Origin of the sequence: Nocardioides marmotae, from assembly GCF_013177455.1 — a bacterium.
Classification (GTDB): Bacteria; Actinomycetota; Actinomycetes; order Propionibacteriales; family Nocardioidaceae; genus Nocardioides; species Nocardioides marmotae.
Map to the genome: position 1 here is coordinate 914726 of NZ_CP053660.1, position 17347 is coordinate 932072.

16 protein-coding genes and 1 tRNA gene are annotated in these 17347 nt (G+C 73.3%); 13 read left to right on the forward strand and 4 right to left on the reverse strand.

Annotated elements, in window-relative coordinates; genetic code table 11:
* A complete protein-coding gene (locus HPC71_RS04320) occupies nucleotides 1-537 on the reverse strand; it encodes a hypothetical protein (protein WP_154613857.1) in 537 nt (178 codons plus the stop codon).
* Between the two features lie 10 nt (nucleotides 538-547).
* Nucleotides 548-1705 carry an ATP-dependent DNA ligase gene (locus HPC71_RS04325; protein WP_154613858.1) on the reverse strand — a complete coding sequence of 386 codons (1158 nt, stop codon included), beginning with the start codon at nucleotides 1703-1705 and terminating at the stop codon, nucleotides 548-550.
* 156 nt (nucleotides 1706-1861) lie between these two features.
* Here HPC71_RS04325 and HPC71_RS04330 point away from each other — a divergent pair.
* The 12 genes from HPC71_RS04330 (at nucleotide 1862) to HPC71_RS04385 (ending at nucleotide 14249) form a co-directional block, all read left to right on the forward strand.
* Nucleotides 1862-1940 (forward strand) — tRNA-Gln (locus tag HPC71_RS04330).
* 166 nt (nucleotides 1941-2106) lie between these two features.
* Nucleotides 2107-3597 (forward strand): bifunctional UDP-N-acetylglucosamine diphosphorylase/glucosamine-1-phosphate N-acetyltransferase GlmU, encoded by a 1491-nt coding sequence (gene glmU / locus HPC71_RS04335; RefSeq protein WP_171896150.1) that lies wholly within the window; start codon nucleotides 2107-2109, stop codon nucleotides 3595-3597.
* Between the two features lie 32 nt (nucleotides 3598-3629).
* Entirely contained in the window at nucleotides 3630-4610 is a 981-nt protein-coding gene (locus HPC71_RS04340; protein ID WP_154613860.1) for a ribose-phosphate diphosphokinase, read from the forward strand.
* Nucleotides 4610-5254, forward strand: a complete 645-nt coding sequence (locus tag HPC71_RS04345; protein ID WP_154613861.1) for a hypothetical protein — start codon at nucleotides 4610-4612, stop codon at nucleotides 5252-5254. The genes HPC71_RS04340 and HPC71_RS04345 overlap by 1 nt, the downstream gene beginning before the upstream one ends.
* Before the next feature lie 318 nt (nucleotides 5255-5572).
* Nucleotides 5573-6250: a 50S ribosomal protein L25/general stress protein Ctc gene (locus HPC71_RS04350; protein ID WP_154613862.1), complete on the forward strand. Its 678-nt coding sequence runs from the start codon at nucleotides 5573-5575 to the stop codon at nucleotides 6248-6250.
* A 65-nt stretch (nucleotides 6251-6315) separates the two neighbouring features.
* Nucleotides 6316-6915: an aminoacyl-tRNA hydrolase gene (gene pth, locus HPC71_RS04355; RefSeq protein ID WP_171896152.1), complete on the forward strand. Its 600-nt coding sequence runs from the start codon at nucleotides 6316-6318 to the stop codon at nucleotides 6913-6915.
* Entirely contained in the window at nucleotides 6915-7574 is a 660-nt protein-coding gene (locus HPC71_RS04360) for an HAD family hydrolase (RefSeq protein ID WP_154613863.1), read from the forward strand. Before pth ends, HPC71_RS04360 begins: the two co-directional genes overlap by 1 nt.
* Before the next feature lie 247 nt (nucleotides 7575-7821).
* A complete protein-coding gene (locus tag HPC71_RS04365) occupies nucleotides 7822-8601 on the forward strand; it encodes a 3'(2'),5'-bisphosphate nucleotidase CysQ (protein WP_171896153.1) in 780 nt (259 codons plus the stop codon).
* Nucleotides 8602-8653: 52 nt separating this feature from the next.
* A complete protein-coding gene (locus HPC71_RS04370) occupies nucleotides 8654-9166 on the forward strand; it encodes a hypothetical protein (protein WP_154613865.1) in 513 nt (170 codons plus the stop codon).
* Nucleotides 9167-9303: 137 nt separating this feature from the next.
* Nucleotides 9304-12861, forward strand: a complete 3558-nt coding sequence (gene mfd / locus HPC71_RS04375; protein ID WP_171896155.1) for a transcription-repair coupling factor — start codon at nucleotides 9304-9306, stop codon at nucleotides 12859-12861.
* A gap of 51 nt (nucleotides 12862-12912) precedes the next feature.
* Entirely contained in the window at nucleotides 12913-13605 is a 693-nt protein-coding gene (locus tag HPC71_RS04380) for a hypothetical protein (RefSeq protein ID WP_154613866.1), read from the forward strand.
* A gap of 5 nt (nucleotides 13606-13610) precedes the next feature.
* On the forward strand, nucleotides 13611-14249 hold the full coding sequence (locus HPC71_RS04385; RefSeq protein WP_253943894.1) for a MazG nucleotide pyrophosphohydrolase domain-containing protein: 639 nt from the start codon (nucleotides 13611-13613) through the stop codon (nucleotides 14247-14249).
* 36 nt (nucleotides 14250-14285) lie between these two features.
* On the opposite strand, the gene HPC71_RS04390 is transcribed toward HPC71_RS04385, so the two are convergent.
* On the reverse strand, nucleotides 14286-15242 hold the full coding sequence (locus HPC71_RS04390) for an RNA polymerase subunit sigma-70 (protein ID WP_171896157.1): 957 nt from the start codon (nucleotides 15240-15242) through the stop codon (nucleotides 14286-14288).
* 94 nt (nucleotides 15243-15336) lie between these two features.
* Between HPC71_RS04390 and HPC71_RS04395 the strand changes: the two genes are divergently transcribed.
* Nucleotides 15337-15714 (forward strand): nuclear transport factor 2 family protein, encoded by a 378-nt coding sequence (locus HPC71_RS04395; protein ID WP_154613867.1) that lies wholly within the window; start codon nucleotides 15337-15339, stop codon nucleotides 15712-15714.
* A 56-nt stretch (nucleotides 15715-15770) separates the two neighbouring features.
* Here HPC71_RS04395 and HPC71_RS04400 read toward each other — a convergent pair whose 3' ends face one another.
* Nucleotides 15771-17249 (reverse strand): amidase, encoded by a 1479-nt coding sequence (locus tag HPC71_RS04400; RefSeq protein ID WP_253943895.1) that lies wholly within the window; start codon nucleotides 17247-17249, stop codon nucleotides 15771-15773.
* Nucleotides 17250-17347 lie beyond the last annotated feature (98 nt).

The following is a 17347-nucleotide window of genomic DNA, read 5'->3' on the forward strand; positions in this document are numbered from 1 at the left end:
TCAGAAGCCCGTGATGCCCTCGCCGCCGCCGGCCTGCTCGTCGAACGTCTCGTGCTCGAGCAGGTGCAGCACCGGGACGCCGATCTTGCGGCGGGCCTGCGAGGACCAGTCGACGTGGAAGAACTCCGCGACGACGTGGGGCCGGGTGAGGATGATCGCCTCGCGCCCGTCGACCTCCTTGATCTTGTCGACGAGCGCCTGGACCGGGGAGTCGGTGACGATCTGGCCGTGGGCGGTCGCCCCGGCCTCGCGCAGCGCGTCGAGGGTGCGGTCGAGGTCCTCGCGGGAGCGCTCCTCGCAGTCCTCCTGGACGGCCTCGAGGTCGACCTCCCTCATGGTCATCGCCGGCGAGGCGAGCAGCTCACCGCCGGAGAGGGACCCCATCGCGGCCTCGACGCGTGCCGCGGCGTCCTCCAGCGGCAGCAGGACGTGGTAGGTCACCGGCTCCTCGATCGCCTCGTGCAGCGAGCGGACCTGCGCGGCGTCGGCGGGCGTGAGTGCCTGCTCGACGAGGAGTACGACGTCGTAGTCGGCCATGAGCGCCACCCTAGTCCCCGCGTCCGTCCCCGTGCCGTTGCCCGCGTGGCTGCGCCGCGGCCGTCCCCGGCGCGGCGCTCAGCACCTCGGCGAGGTCGTAGCGCACCGGCTCGTCGAGCTGGTCGTAGCCGCACGAGGTCGGGTCGCGGTCGGGCCGCCAGCGCTTGAAGTGCGCGGTGTGGCGGAAGCGGCGGCCCTCCATGTGGTCGTACTTCACCTCCAGGACCCGCTCGGGCCGGAGCGGGGTGAAGGAGAGGTCCTTGCCGACGCTCCACCGGCTCTGCGTGCCAGGGACGCGGTCGGGGTTGGCGATCGCCATCTCGCTCCAGGCGCCCCAGGGGTGCTCCTCGGCGGGGCACACCAGCGGTTGGAGCTCCTCGATCAGCTCGGCGCGGCGCTTCTCGGTGAAGCTGGCGCTGACCCCGATGTGCTGGAGGGAGCCGTCGGCGTCGTACAGCCCGAGCAGCAGGCTGCCCAGCAGCATCCGCTCGGAGGTGCTCGTCTTGTGCTCGCGGTAGCCCGCCACCACCACGTCGGCGGTCCGCTCGTGCTTGACCTTGAGCATGGTGCGGCCGTTCTGGACGTACGCCGCCGCGAGTGGCTTGGCGACCACCCCGTCGAGCCCCGCGCCCTCGAACCGGGTGAACCAGCCCTCCGCCTCGGCCGGGTCGGTGGTGGCCCGGGTGAGGTGGCACGGCCCGCGCCCACCGACGAGGTGGGCGAGCGCCTCCTCCAGCGCGGCCCGCCGCTCGGCCAACGGGCGCTCGGCGTAGGACTCCTCGCCCAGCGCCAGCAGGTCGAAGGCGACGAAGCCGGCCGGCGTCGTCTCGCTCAGCATCCGCACCCGCGACGCGGCCGGGTGGATCCGCTCCTGGAGGACCTCGAACTCCAGCCGGTCACCGACGGCGACGAACAGCTCGCCGTCGAGCACGCACCGCTCCGGCAGCTGCTCCTTGGCCGCCGCGACGACCTCGGGGAAGTACCGCGTCAACGGCTTGGTGTTGCGGCTGGTCAGCTCCACCTCGTCGCCGTCGCGGAACAGGATGCACCGGAAGCCGTCCCACTTCGGCTCGTACAGCAGCCCGCCCGCGTGCTTGCCCGGGTCGGGCACGCCCGCCACGGACGTGGCGAGCATCGGCTGCACGGGCGGCATCACGGGCAGGTCCATCCCCCGAACCTAGCGAGCACCACCCCCCACCCGCCCGTGATCGCCGGCCGAGCAGGGGGAGCAGGGGGAGCGAGGGGAGCAGGGGGAGTGGCTCGGGTGCCCCTGTCGCCGGGCTGGCCTTAGGCTGACCCGGTTCCTCCGGCACCCGGAGGGCGATCCCCGGTTGGTCTGCCGGCAGGGCCCGCCTGACTTTGAATCAGGACTAGCGACGTAGGTTCGACTCCTACCCGGGGAGCACAGGTGCGAGGCGGAGCCGGTGGCCGTCGCGGGCGGGCCGTCGACCGGCCGGCGCCGTATGGTGAGCGTCGAAGCCGGACCGGCACCACCGGGTCCGGAGTCCCCGACTCGGGTCGCTGTCCTCGACGGAGCAGCGACGTAGGTTCGACTCCTACCCGGGGAGCGTGACGAACAACCTGACGGTCATCGTGCTCGCGGCCGGCGGCGGCACCCGGATGCGGTCGAAGACCCCGAAGGTGCTGCACCCGGTCTGCGGGCGCAGCATGCTCGGCCACGTGCTGCACGCGGTGCAGACCCTGGAGCCGCGCCAGGTGGTGGCGGTGGTCGGCCACCAGCGCGAGCTGGTCGGACCGCACGTGAAGGAGCTCCTGCCCGACGCGCTGCTCGCGGTCCAGGAGGACCAGCTCGGCACGGGCCACGCGGTGCGGGTGGCGGTGGAGGCCGCCGGCGGGATCGGGTCGGGCACGGTGCTGGTGGCGTACGGCGACACCCCGCTGCTCGAGGGCGAGTCGCTGCGCGCCTTCGCCGCCGAGCACGAGGCGGCCGAGCGGGCGGTGAGCATCCTCAGCGGGATCGTGCCCGCGCCGTTCGGCTACGGCCGGGTCGTCCGCGACGCCGACGGCGACGTGGTCGCGATCGTCGAGGAGAAGGACGCCACCCCCGAGCAGCGCGAGATCCACGAGATCAACTCCGGGATCCTCGCCTTCGACGCGGCGTTCCTCGCCGAGGCCCTGCCGCAGATCGGGAACGACAACGCCAAGGGCGAGTACTACCTGACCGACTGCGTGCAGCTGGCCCGCGACGCCGGGCTGACCGTCGGGGCCTACCCGCTCGAGGACGTCCTGCAGACCGAGGGCGCCAACGACCGCGCCCAGCTCGCCGACCTCGGCCGGGAGATGAACCGCCGGATCCTCACCCGGTGGATGCGCGAGGGCGTCTCCGTGATGGATCCCGCGACGACGTGGGTCGACGCCGACGTCGAGCTGGCCCAGGACGTCACGATCCTCCCGGGCACCCAGCTGCTCGGCGCGACCGTCGTCGGCGAGGACGCCGTCATCGGCCCCGACACCACCCTCCAGGACTGCGAGATCGGCGCCGGCGCGCGGGTCGTGCGCACCCACGGCCAGCTGGCGGTCGTGGGCCAGGACGCGAACGTCGGGCCGTTCGCCTACCTCCGCCCCGGCACGCACCTCGGGGAGGGCGGGAAGATCGGCACCTTCGTGGAGACCAAGAACTCCACCCTCGCCGCGGGCGCGAAGGTCCCGCACCTGTCCTACGTCGGCGACGCCGAGGTCGGGGAGGGCACCAACATCGGCGCGGGCACGATCTTCGCCAACTACGACGGGGTCGCCAAGCACCGCACGACGATCGGCCGCCACGCGCGGACCGGCTCGAACAACACCTTCGTCGCGCCGGTCACCGTGGGCGACGGAGCGGGCACCGGCGCGGGGACGGTCGTGCGCGAGGACGTCCCGGCGGGCGACCTGGCGGTCAGCGCCGGCCCGCAGCGCAACGTCGAGGGCTGGGTCCTCCGCCGCCGCGCCGGCACCGCCCAGGCAGCCGCGGCCGAGGCCGTACGAGACTCGGCTCACACCGGGTCCGACGCGGACGTGGACGGAGTTGGGGGGACCCCGCCTCCGGGGGGAGAATCTTGACGGCACCCACCCCCGCGACCAGGGAGCACCACATGACCGGCATGAAGAAGACCACCGAGAAGAACCTGATGGTCTTCAGCGGTCGGGCCCATCCCGAGCTCGCCGAGGAGGTGGCCGGGATCCTCGGCACCGACCTCGTGCCGACCTCGGCCTATGAGTTCGCCAACTCCGAGATCTACGTCCGCTACGAGGAGTCGGTGCGCGGCTGCGACGCGTTCGTGCTGCAGAGCCACACCGCTCCGATCAACGAGTGGATCATGGAGCACCTGATCATGGTCGACGCGCTCAAGCGCGCGAGCGCCAAGCGGATCACCGTGGTCATGCCCTTCTACGGCTACGCCCGCCAGGACAAGAAGCACCGCGGTCGCGAGCCGATCTCGGCCCGCCTGATGGCCGACCTGTTCAAGACCGCCGGCGCCGACCGGCTGATCTCGGTCGACCTGCACGCCGACCAGATCCAGGGCTACTTCGACGGCCCCGTCGACCACCTGATGGCGCTGCCGATCCTGACCCAGTACGTCAAGGAGAAGTACGGCCACGAGCAGCTGTGCGTCGTCTCCCCGGACGCCGGCCGGATCAAGGTCGCCGAGCGCTGGTCGGCCAAGCTCGGCGGCGTACCGCTCGCGTTCATCCACAAGACCCGGCGCACCGACCGGCCGAACGAGACCGTCGCCAATCGCGTCGTCGGCGAGGTCGCCGGCAAGATGTGCATCCTGACCGACGACATGATCGACACCGGCGGCACGATCGTGAAGGCCGCCGAGGCGCTCATGAAGGACGGCGCCGCCGGCGTGATCATCGCCGCGACGCACGCGATCCTCTCCGACCCCGCGGTCGACCGGCTCAAGAACTGCTCGGCCGTCGAGGTCATCGTCACCAACACGCTGCCGATCGCCCCGGAGCGGGAGTTCGACAAGCTGACGATCCTCTCGATCGCCCCGCTGGTCGCCCGCGCGATCCGCGAGGTCTTCGAGGACGGCTCGGTCACCTCGATGTTCGACGGCCACGCCTGATGCGCCGGGCCCTCGGCGGCCTGGTCGCCGTCGCCCTCGCGGTCGGCGCCGTCGGGTGCAGCACCGAGAGCGAGATGGAGACCTGGCGCGACGCCTCCGCCGGGTCCGGCGCGGCCGTGGCGCCCGAGGGTGCCTCCGACGAGGGTGCTTCCGCCGAGCCGGTGGCGCAGGAGCCGCTCCTCGCGCTCACCTCCTCGAGCATCCGGGGCGAGTCGTGCACCGTCGGCCCGCCCCGCGACCTGGCCTGGTTCGACGTGCAGTGGGAGGCGCTGGCCGACCTCGACGGCTTCGCCTTCGAGCTGGTCGACCCCGTCGGCGTACGGCAGGTGGGCGAGGGGATCGTGGTGCCGCCGGTCAACTACGGCGGCCGCATCGACTACAGCGGCGCGACCACGTGGTCGGGCCGCGCCGACATCGGCCGCAGCGGCGAGGTGAGCTGGGTCGAGCGCGACCCGGTGTCGTCCTGGGTGCCGGTGGAGGGGCAGACCGGCCTCGTCGTGCTGCACCTGCGCTTCGACGGCACGCCCGCCTCGATCTCCGGTGTGCGCGCGACCTGGGCGGCCGCGGACGGCGAGCAGGGGGAGACGACCGTCGACCTCGACGAGCGCTGGACCTTCGCCGAGACCGAGGCCGGCTGCGCCTGACCCCGGGTCGGCCCAGGCCGGCCCGGGCCCGAGACGCACGGCCTGCCGGGATAGTCCGCCACACCTGCGCCCTGGATCCCGCCGCCAAGGGCGCGTACGTGGCGGACTATCCCCTCGGGGGACCGGACACGAGGGGCGGATTGGGCATCCGCCGGGTTCGCCCCTAGACTGCTGCGGTTGCCTCGGCGAGGGAGGGTCCGGCCAAGCCGGCCGTGGACCGCTCCGTGATCGACAGGGCTGGCCGTACCTCCGGGTGTGCCGCGCCGTCGAGCCGAGGCCCCGAGACGCACGACCAGACCCACGTACGAGGAGGGCCCGATGGCCAGCGAGAAGATCACCGCCGAGAAGCGGACCGAGTTCGGCAAGGGCGCCGCCCGCCGGATCCGCCGCGAGAACAAGGTGCCCGCCGTCATCTACGGTCACGGCAACGACCCCATCCACGTGACCCTCCCGGGCCACGCCACCATGCTCGCGCTCAAGCACGGCGGCGCCAACGCGCTGCTCGAGCTCGACATCGAGGGCGACATCCAGCTCGCGCTGACCAAGCAGGTCCAGATCGACCCGATCAAGCGCCACCTCGAGCACGTCGACTTCGTCGCCGTCGTCCGGGGCGAGAAGGTCACCGTCGACGTCCCCGTCCTCGTGACCGGCGAGGCCGCCAGGGAGACGCTCGTCGTCACCGAGAACACCACGGTCTCCCTCGAGGCCGAGGCGACCCACATCCCCGAGTCCATCGAGGTCTCGATCGAGGGCCTGCCCGCCGGCACCCAGATCCTCGCCTCGCAGCTCGAGCTGCCCTCCGGCTCCACCCTGCTCGTCGACGGTGAGACCCTCATCGTCAACATCACCGAGCAGGTCTCCGCCGAGGCCCTCGAGGCCGAGCTCGCCGACGCCGAGGCCGAGGCCGGCATCGAGCGCGACGAGTCCGACGAGAGCGCTGCGGAGTCCGCCGAGGGCGACGCCGCTGCCGACGAGTCGGCCGCCGACTCCGAGTAAGCCACCCCGGACCGGGCACGTCGTACGTCGTGCGCCTGTTCGGAACCAGGAAGGGCCGGGAACCCGTGACCGACACCGCCAACCCCGTGTGGCTCGTCGTCGGCCTCGGGAATCCCGGCCCTTCCTATGCCGGTCACCGGCACAACATCGGCTACCTCGTCACCGACGAGCTGGCCCGCCGGATGGGCTCGCCGTTCCGCGCCCACAAGTCCGGCCGGGCCGACGTCGTCGAGGGCCGGTTCGGCTCGCCGGGCTCGGCGCAGGCGCGGGTCGTGCTGGCCCGCCCGCGGTGCTACATGAACGAGGTCGGCGGGCCGGTCAAGGCGCTCGCCACTTTCTACAAGGTGCCGCCCGAGCGCATCGTCGCGATCCACGACGAGCTCGACATCCCCTTCGACACGATGCGCGCCAAGCTCGGTGGCGGGGACAACGGCCACAACGGCCTGAAGTCGATGCGTTCCTCGCTCGGCACCGGCGAGTTCCACCGGCTCCGCGTCGGCATCGGCCGCCCGCCGGGCCGCCAGGAGGTCGCGGACTTCGTGCTGTCCAACTACTCCGCCGCGGAGCGCAAGGTCCTGCCGTTCCAGGTCGACACCGCCGCCGACGCGGTCGAGTGCCTGGTGCTGGAGGGCCTCGAGCGCACGCAGCAGAAGTTCAACTCCTGATGCGCGCCTCGCCCTCGCCCTCGCCCTCGCCCTCGCCCTCGGTGTCGGGCACGGCCGTCCGGGCGGTGCTCCTCGACGCCGACGGCGTCCTCCAGGTCAACCCGCCGGGCTGGCTCGACACGCTGCGCTCCCTCGTCCCCGCCGGCTCGGGGGAGCGGTTCACCGAGCACCTCTTCGAGGCCGAGCAGGCGGCGCTCACCGGGCACCGCTCCTTCCGCGACGTCGTCGCCGAGGTGCTCGAGCACTGGGGCGTGCCGGAGCGGGCCGAGGACCTGGTGGCGCACTACCACCACATCGAGGTCGTGTCCGACACCGCCGAGGTCGCCCGCGACCTGCGCGCGGCCGGCGTCCCGGTCCACCTGGCGACCAACCAGCACGACCTGCGCACGGCGTACATGCGCGACGAGCTCGGGTACGGCGACCTCCTCGACTCCACCTTCAGCTCCTGCGAGCTCGGGGTCACCAAGAGCGACCCGGCCTTCTTCGTCCGCGTCGTCGAGCGGCTCGGGCTCGAGCCGGCCGCGGTGCTGCACGTCGACGACAAGGACCACTATGTCGAGGCGGCCCGCGAGGCCGGCCTGCGCGGCGTGGTGTGGACCGTCGACGACGGGCCGGACGCCCTCCGCTCCGCCCTGCGTGAGCACGGCCTCCCGATCTGACGCTTCGTCGCCTCCCGCTGGTTGAGCAGGGAGGCGCCCTGGCGCCGACCGTGTCGAAACCCGGTGAGGGGCTCAGGGCCGCGAGCACGTCACCGGGTTTCGACACGCTCGCTGGCGCTCGCTGCTCAACCAGCGGGGGTCGCTGGCGCTCGCTGCTCAACCAGCGGGGGTCGCTGGCGCTCGCTGCTCAACCGGCGGGCGCCAGCGCGTTACAGGCCGGACCCGCCGGAGCCTTACGCTGGCGCCCGTGACCTTCGACGCCGGTTCCCCGCCCGAGTCCGCTGCCCACGACGACCACGTCCTCGCGACGTGGCTGGCCACCGTCGCCGGCGAGCGGCTGCTCGAGGTCCGCGGTGAGGGCCTGGAGGGCAAGGAGCTCAAGGACGCCGGCGACCGCGCCGCCCACGAGCTGCTGATGGGCCTGATCGCCGAGCACCGCCCCGACGACGCCTTGCTCTCCGAGGAGGGCAAGGACGACAAGGCCCGGCTGACCAAGGACCGGGTCTGGATCGTCGACCCGCTCGACGGGACCCGGGAGTTCTCCGAGGTGCCCCGCGAGGACTGGGCCGTCCACGTCGCGCTGTGGCAGGACGGCGACCTGGTCGCCGGGGCCGTCGCGCAGCCGGCGCTGGGGGAGACCTTCAACACCGGCCAGCCGCCGGTCGTGCCGCCGCGCACCAGCGAGCGCCCGCGGATCGCGGTCTCGCGCAGCCGCCCGCCGGCGTTCGTCCACGCGCTGGCCGAGGAGCTCGACGCCGAGCTGGTCGCGATGGGCTCGGCCGGGGTCAAGGTCATCAGCGTCGCCCGCGACCTCACCGACGCCTACGTGCACGCCGGCGGCCAGTTCGAGTGGGACTCCGCCGCCCCCGTCGCGGTCGCCCGCGCCGCCGGGCTGTTCACCAGCCGCGTCGACGGCACCCCGCTGCAGTACAACCAGGAGGACGTCTACCTCCCCGACCTCATCGTCTGCCGCCCCGAGCTGGCCGAGGCGATCGTGGAGTTCGTCAAGCGCCACGGCGTCGGCTGAGCCCCGGGGTCACGGGGCCCGGGCCCACCGGGCCCCGCGCACACTGGGACGGATGGAGCAAGCCGAGGTCCTCGACCAGCCCGGTCGCGCACCGGTGCGACGGCGTACGCGCTGGCTGCTCGCGGCCCTCGCGCTGGTCCTCCTCGTCGGCTGGGCGGTCGACCACCGCCTGCGCGGCAGCGAGGAGCGCGCCGTCGACGGATGCGGGACCGAGGCGGCCACGGCCACGGAGCGGACCGACGAGTCCATGTCGATGATCCGCACCTACGTCCAGCCGGCGCTGCTCTCGGTGCCCCGGGGCAGCAGCCAGGACGGGTTCTTCGACCTCGTCGCCGAGGAGGCCCGCGAGGCCGAGCCGCGCGTGCGCGACGCCCTCGCGGTCTGCCGCGACGTCGACGTCACGCCCGTGCACCCCGGCCTCCGCGAGCGTCGCGACGCGTACGTCGCCCACCTGGCCGCCCGCGCCGACTGGCTCGCGGCCATCGCCGCGGACGGCCGGGCCTACTACCACGACCGCCCGGACCTGGCCCGGCTGCGCGAGGCGGCGTTCGGGGGCCGGTCGTAGGATCGGGTACCGCCCCCGTGCCGCACCGGCCCGGGGCGTTCGTGCTGCGCGGCCCCCGCCGTCCGCCCGAGCAGCCCGGCCGCCGGAGTCACCCGAGCAGCCTGCACCGCACCCGAGAACCACCCCACAGGAGCACCGTGAGCCTCACCGGCCTCGCCGACGTCGTCCTCGCCGACCCCACCCTCGCCGCCGCCGTCGAGGACGCCCGCGGGGGCGCGGTCCGCGCGCTCGACCTCACCGGGCCCGAGGCGCTGCGCCCGTTCGTGGTCACCGGCCTGGTCCGCGCCGGCCGCACCGTGCTGGCCGTCACCGCCACCGCGCGGGAGGCCGAGGACCTGGTCGAGGCGCTCGGCTGCTTCCTCGACCCCGGCACGGTCGCCTACTACCCCAGCTGGGAGACGCTCCCGCACGAGCGGCTCAGCCCCCGCAGCGACACCGTGGGTCGCCGGCTCGCGGTGCTGCGCCGGCTCGTGCACCCCGGCGACGACGCCAGCAACGGCCCGCTCCAGGTCGTCGTGGCGCCGGTGCGCAGCGTGCTCCAGCCCCAGGTGAAGGGGCTCGGCGAGCTCGCCCCCGTCGAGCTGGTTCCGGGCGACGACGCCCCGCTCGACGACGTGGTGCGGCGGCTGGCGGACGCGGCGTACTCCCGCGTGGACCTGGTGGAGCGGCGCGGGGAGTTCGCGGTCCGCGGCGGCATCGTCGACGTCTTCCCGCCGACCGAGGAGCACCCGCTGCGCGTGGAGTTCTGGGGCGACGAGGTCGAGGAGATCCGCGCCTTCTCCGTCGCCGACCAGCGCACCCTGGACAAGGTCGAGCGGCTCTGGGCGCCGCCGTGCCGCGAGCTGCTGCTCACCGACGAGGTGCGCGAGCGCGCCGCCGAGCTGGGCCGCCGGCACCCGACCCTGGTCGAGCTCACCGACAAGATCGCCGCCGGCATCGCGGTCGAGGGCATGGAGTCCCTCGCACCCGTGCTCACCGACGAGATGGAGCTGCTGGTCGACCTGATGCCGGCCGACACCCACGTGCTGGTCCTCGACCCCGAGCGGGCGCGGAGCCGGGCCCACGACCTGGTCGCGACGAGCGAGGAGTTCCTCGGGGCGAGCTGGGCGGCGGCCGCCAGCGGCGGGACCGCGCCGATCGACCTCGGCGCGGCGTCGTACCGCTCGCTCTCCGACGTCCGCGAGCACGCCCTGGACCAGCACAAGCCGTGGTGGACGATGAGCCCCTTCGGCATCGGCGACGACGCCTCCGGGCCGGTGACCGACGTCGACGCGATCGCCGGCGCGGTGCCGAGCCGGGCGCTGCCGATGCACCCGGTCGACGCCTACCGCGGTGACCTGGAGCGCGCGGTCAAGGACATCGGCACCTGGCTCGCCGAGGGCTACCGCACCGTGGTCGTCCACCCCGGCCACGGCCCAGCGAACCGGATGGTCGAGGTGCTCGCCGAGCACGACGTCCCCGCGCGCCTGGTCGAGGACCTCAGCGGCCCGCCGGCCACCGACGTCGTCACCGTCACCTGCGCCTCGGCCGCGCACGGCTTCGTCGACGAGCTGGGCCGCACGGTGCTGCTCACCGGCGAGGACCTCACCGGCCAGAAGTCCTCCACGCGCGACATGCGGAAGATGCCCGCGCGGCGCAAGAAGCAGATCGACCCGCTCGAGCTCAAGGCCGGCGACTACGTCGTCCACGAGCAGCACGGCGTGGGCCGGTTCGTGGAGATGAAGCAGCGCGAGGTCGGCGGCGCGGTCCGCGAGTACCTCGTGCTCGAGTACGGCGCCTCCAAGCGCGGCGGTCCGCCCGACCGGCTCTACGTGCCGGCCGACGCGCTGGACCAGGTCACCCGCTACGTCGGCGGCGAGCAGCCCAGCCTGGACCGCCTCGGCGGCGCGGACTGGGCCAAGCGCAAGGGGCGCGCCCGCAAGGCCGTCCGCGAGATCGCCGCCGAGCTGATCAAGCTCTACGCCGCGCGGCAGGCCACCCAGGGCTACGCCTTCGGCCCGGACACCCCGTGGCAGCGCGAGCTCGAGGACGCCTTCCCGTTCCAGGAGACCCCCGACCAGCTGAGCACGGTCGACGAGGTCAAGGCCGACATGCGGCGCACGATGCCGATGGACCGGCTCATCTGCGGCGACGTCGGCTACGGCAAGACCGAGATCGCGGTGCGCGCGGCGTTCAAGGCCGTCCAGGACGGCAAGCAGGTCGCCGTGCTCGTGCCGACCACGCTGCTGGTCACCCAGCACCTCTCGACCTTCGCCGAGCGGATGGCCGGCTTCCCGGTCGTGCTCAAGGCGCTCTCGCGCTTCCAGAGCGACAAGGAGGCCGCCGAGGTGATGGCGGGGATCGCCGAGGGCAGCATCGACATCGTCGTGGGCACCCACCGGCTGCTCAACCCCGACATCCGGTTCAAGGACCTCGGGCTGATCGTCGTCGACGAGGAGCAGCGCTTCGGTGTGGAGCACAAGGAGCAGATGAAGCGGCTGCGCACCTCCGTCGACGTGCTCTCCATGTCGGCCACGCCGATCCCGCGCACCCTGGAGATGGCGATCACCGGCATCCGCGAGATGTCGACGATCACCACCCCGCCCGAGGAGCGGCACCCGGTGCTGACCTACGTCGGCGCCTACGAGGACCGCCAGGTCGTCGCCGCCGTACGCCGCGAGCTGCTGCGCGAGGGCCAGGTCTTCTACATCCACAACCGGGTCAACTCGATCGAGAAGGCGGCCGCGAGGATCCGCGAGCTCGTGCCCGAGGCGCGGGTCGCGACCGCGCACGGCCAGATGAACGAGAAGCAGCTCGAGCAGGTGATGCTCGACTTCTGGGAGAAGCGCTTCGACGTGCTGGTCTGCACGACGCTGGTGGAGTCCGGTCTCGACGTCTCCAACGCCAACACGATGATCATCGAGCGCGCCGACACCCTCGGCCTCTCCCAGCTCCACCAGCTGCGCGGCCGGGTCGGCCGGTCCCGGGAGCGCGCCTACGCCTACTTCCTCTACCCGGGGGAGAAGCCGCTGACCGAGACCGCCCACGCGCGGCTCGCGACGCTGGCACAGCACTCCGACCTCGGCGGCGGCATGGCGATCGCGATGAAGGACCTCGAGATCCGCGGCGCGGGCAACCTGCTCGGCGGGGAGCAGTCGGGCCACATCGCCGACGTCGGCTTCGACCTCTACGTCCGCCTGGTCGGCGAGGCCGTCACCGAGTTCAAGGGCGAGACGGAGCCGGAGCTCAACGAGGTCCGCATCGAGCTGCCGGTCGACGCGCACCTGCCGCACGACTACATCCCCAGCGAGCGGCTGCGGCTGGAGGTCTACAAGCGGCTCGCCGAGGTCCGCAGCGACGCCGACGTCGACCAGATCCGCGAGGAGCTCGTCGACCGGTACGGCGAGCCGCCGGAGGTCGTCACCTCGCTGCTGCTGGTCGCGCGGTTCCGCGCGCGGGCGCGCACGGCCGGCATCGGGGAGGTCACGGCCGCGGGCAAGAACATCCGCTTCGCCCCGGTGAGCCTGCCGGAGTCGCGGGTGGTCCGGCTCAACCGGATGTACCCGAAGTCGATCGTGAAGCCGGCCCTCGACACGATCCTGGTGCCGCGCCCGCAGACCGCGGTGGTGGGGGGCAAGCCGATCGCCGGCATCGCCCTGCTTCAATGGGCCCACGGTGTGATCGACGCCATCATCGACCCGCCGGCCACCAGCTGACCACCAGTTGACATCGACGACCGGCCTGCCGGTCCAGCACCAGGAGACGCCGTGAAGCAGACCCGTCCCCTCCTCGGCCTCGCGGCCGTCTCCCTGCTCGCCTCCGGGCTGCTGACCGGGTGCGGGGTCGCCGGCACCGGCTTCGCGCCGGGCGTCGCCGCGGAGGTGGGGGACACCGCGATCACGACCGATCGCGTCGACACCATCGCGGCGTCGTACTGCGACGCGATCACCCCGCAGCTCGAGGGCCAGGTGCTGCCGAACCGCTACCTGACCAGCGGCGTCGCCGGTCAGCTCGCGCTCGCCGCGGCCGCCGAGCAGATGGCGGCCGAGCACGGGGTGGAGCCGGGTCAGCAGTACGCCGGACAGGTCGCCCGGCTCGAGGCCGCCGTCGCCGCGCTCCCCGAGGACCAGCGCGAGGCCGTCGTCGAGGTCGAGTCGACCAACAGCCTGGTCAGCGACCTCGTCCTCGGGGTCGGGCGCGTGCTCGCCGAGGAGCAGGGCCTCGCCGACCCCACCGAGGAGCAGGTCGCCGGCCTGGGCAACGAGGCGCTCGCGGCCTGGATCGAGGACAACGACGTCGAGATCAACCCGCGCTACGGCGTGGAGCTGCGCGACGGCCAGCCCCTCGACACCGACACCGAGACCTCGGTGGCGGTCGGCGAGGTCGCCAGCGCCGCGATGGCCGAGTCGCCGGACCCGGTGTACGCCGCCGCGCTCCCGGACTCCCAGCGCTGCGGCTGACCCGCGTGAGCGACCCCGCCGACGTACCCCTCCTGGAGTTCCTGGCCGTCATGCGGCGGCTGCGGGCGGAGTGCGGCTGGAAGCGGGCCCAGACCCACCGGTCGCTCGCGCGCTACCTGCTGGAGGAGACCCACGAGACGCTCGAGGCGATCGACGTCGGCGAGGAGACCGGCGACTGGTCGGCGCTGCGCGAGGAGCTCGGCGACCTGCTGCTCCAGGTCTACTTCCACGCGGTCCTCGCCGAGGAGCGCGGGGAGTTCACCCTCGATGACGTCGCCACCGACGTGACCGCGAAGATGCACCGCCGCAACCCGCACGTCTTCGGGTCGGCCGCCGAGGCGGCCGGCGTCGACGCCGACGACCCGGCGGCGGTCAACGAGGCGTGGGAGGCGGCCAAGGCCGCCGAGAAGCAGCGCACCTCGCTCACCGACGGCATCCCGCCGGCCCTCCCGGCCCTGCTGTACGCCGACAAGGTGCTCGACCGGCTGGAGCGGGCCGGGACGCCGGCCGACCTCGGCGGCGAACACCCGGAGCTCGGCGACCGGCTGCTCGCGCTCGTGGCCGAGGCGCGCGCAGCCGGCACCGACCCCGAGCAGGCGCTGCGCGACGCCGTGCGGCGGGCGCTGGCCCGGTCGGCCGGCTAGGAAAGGCTGGTTGTTGCTGGCATGACGTCGTCGACGTCAGGGGAGTGTGTCCGGCATTCCGAAGTGGCGATGGAGGTTGTCGTCGAGGAACCGCATGATCGAGACGACACGTGTCCCGTCCGGCGCAGGTTCGATGACGAGCAGTCCTCGCGCGCGGCCGTCGAGGTAGCAGACGAAGGCTGGCCGACTGGCTGCTGAGGTGGCGGTGAGCGTGTAGTGGCCACCGGGGCGGCCGGCCGCGCTCGCGCGCAGGAAGGCTTCGATCGCGGAACGGCCCTCGTAGCGTTCACTGGCCGGCGGCATCGCCAGCCAGGTCTGGTCGGTCAGCAGGCCGATGAGGGAATCGACATCGTCGCGCTCAAAGGCATCGGCGAACACGCGGGCCAGCTCGTCGTGGGCGTCCGAGCCGTCCCTGGCACGCGGAGCCGGCATGGCTGAGCGCGCGCGTTGAAGAAGTCCCTTCACCGCCGTGGGGCTTGCAGCGAGCATGTCGGCAGCCTCGCCGGTCGAGAAGTCGAGGACGTCACAGAGCACCAGGGCCGCCGCCTGACGGGGCGGGAGAGCCTGGAGCGCCACGACGAAGGCCAGCTCGATGCTCTCGCGCGCCACCACCCGCATCGCGGGGTCGAGCTCGTCGAGACGTGCGTCCGGGTACGGCTGCAGGTGCGGCACATCGAATCGGTCGGACGGTGTCGGTGGCTCGAACGGCGGGGCGGGGGCCGGCCTCGGCCGTCGGGCCTGGTCCCGCAGCCGGCTCAGCGACCGGGTGGTCGCTATCCGGTACAGCCACGTCCGGAGCGAGGACCTCCCTGCGAACTGGGGCAGACCCTTCCACGCCGCCACGAGGACCTCCTGCAGGAGGTCGTCGGCGTCGTCGACAGATCCCGAGATCCGATAGCAGTGCAGGTGCAGCTCGCGACGGAACGGTTCGACGAGCGCAGCGAAGGCCAGCTCGTCCCCGCCTCGCGCGGCTTCGATCTGCGACGACTCCACAGGGCCGATCCTCCCAGGGTGCGAGCTCGACCGTTCCGATCGCGAACCGGGTGGTGTCTACACAGGTGTCAACCCTCGACGAGCAGGAGTCGCCATGACCGAGCAGCAGACCCCCGCGGTGGACACCGCCCTGGCTTACCACCGCGCGTGGACCGCCGGTGACCTCGACGCAGCGCTGGCGCAGGTCGCCGACGACGTCGTCTGTCACGCACCTCCCGGAACGCTGACCGGTACCGACGCCTTGCGTGGCTTCATGGGTCCGTTCGCCGGCTCGCTGACGAGCTCGACACTCCTTGCGGCCTTCGGCGACGAGGACCAGGTGCTCATCATGTACGACACGGCGAACCCGGCAGTGCCGAGCGCTCCAGGTGCCGAGCTCTACCGCGTCCACGACGGTCGGATCGCCGAGATCCGCATCGTCTTCGACCGCCTGCCCTTCGCGCTGGCACGCGGCGACGTCGTCCAGGCCTGACGGGGGGCGTCAGCGGACGGCACACGCAGGACACGGACCGGGAACCGCTTGTCCAGCTAGTCGGCCATCGCCCGGCGGTCCCACCAGGGGAGGGCCCGCTCGAGCTGGGCGGCGAGCCGCAGGAGCAGCGCGTCGCTGCCGAGCCGGCCGACCAGCTGGGCGCCGATCGGCAGCCCGGCGGCGGTCCAGTGCAGCGGCACGCTCATCGCCGGACGGCCGGTGAGGTTGGCCAGCTGGGTGTAGGGCACCCAGCCGAGGTTCTTGTCGATCATCTGATGGACGACCGGGGTGAAGCGCAGCACCCCGCCGGCCCGGGCGGTCAGCAGCGCCCGCTGCGCGAGCGCCACCGGCGCCGGCAGGTCGAAGGCGCCGATCCGCGGGGGTGGGGTGGCCGTGGTGGGGGTCAGCAGCAGGTCGTGCTCGGCGTGGAAGGCCGCCAGGCGGCGTACGTGCTCGTGGCGGCCCTCGGCGGCCCGCACGAACTGCGTCGCGCTGGTCGCGCGGCCGAGCGCGGCCATCACCCGGGTGTCGGGCTCGAAGGCGTCCTCGCCGGCACCGGTGAGCCGGCGGGCCTCCTCGACCGCGACGGCGCAGTGCGCGAACCAGGTGGTGAGGAAGTCCTGGGCGAGCCGGGCGTCGTCGACGGGGGTGGCGACCTCGACGACGTCGTGGCCGAGGTCGCTGAGCAGGTCCGCGGCGCGGCGTACGGCGGCCCGGGCCTCGGGGTGCGGGTCGGGGTTGATCGAGCTCTGCCAGGTCATCCCGATCCGCAGGCGGCCGGGGTCCCGGTCGAGCCCGGCGGCGAACCCGCCGGCGGGCAGCCCGCCGGGGAGGTACGGCGAGACGTCGGTCGGCCCGGCCAGGACGTCGAGCATCGCGGCGGTGTCGCGCACGCTGCGGGAGACCACGCCGTCGACGCCGGTGCCGCCGAGCGGCTCGCCGCGGACCGGCCCCGACGGCAGCAGGCCTCGGCTGGCCTTGAGCCCGAAGAGCCCGCACGCGGAGGCGGGGATCCGGATCGACCCGCCGCCGTCGCTGGCCGCCGCGCACGGCACGATCCCGGCGGCCACGGCCGCCGCGCTGCCGCCGGAGGAGCCGCCCGGGGTGTGGTCGGTGTCCCAGGGGTTGCGGGTCGCGCCGAACGCGTGCGGCTCGGTGATGCCCTTGGCGCCGAACTCGGGGCTGTTGGTCTTCCCGAAGACGACCAGGCCCGCGTCGACCCAGCGCTGCACGACCGTCGCGGTCTCCGCGGCCGGGTGGTCCCGCAGCGCCGCGCTGCCCCCGCTCGTGGGCAGGCCGGCGAGGTCCTGGTGCAGGTCCTTGAGCAGGAACGGCACCCCGGCGAACGGCCGGCCGCCGTCCGGCTCCGGCCCGCTCGGGGCCGGCGGGTCGACGTCGCGGACGATGGCGTTGATCCGCGGGTTGACCTCGGCCGCGCGGGAGCGGGCCGCCTCGAGCAGCTCCTCTGCGGTGACGTCGCCGGCGCGCACCAGCGCGGCCAGGCCCAGGGCGTCGTGGTCGCGGTAGTCCAGCACGGCGCGAACAGTAGCCACGCCCCGGCCGCCCGGACGGGGTGGTCCGGTCCATCCCCTAGGCTCGAGGCGTCCCTCCCACCCCGGTCCCAGGAGCATCC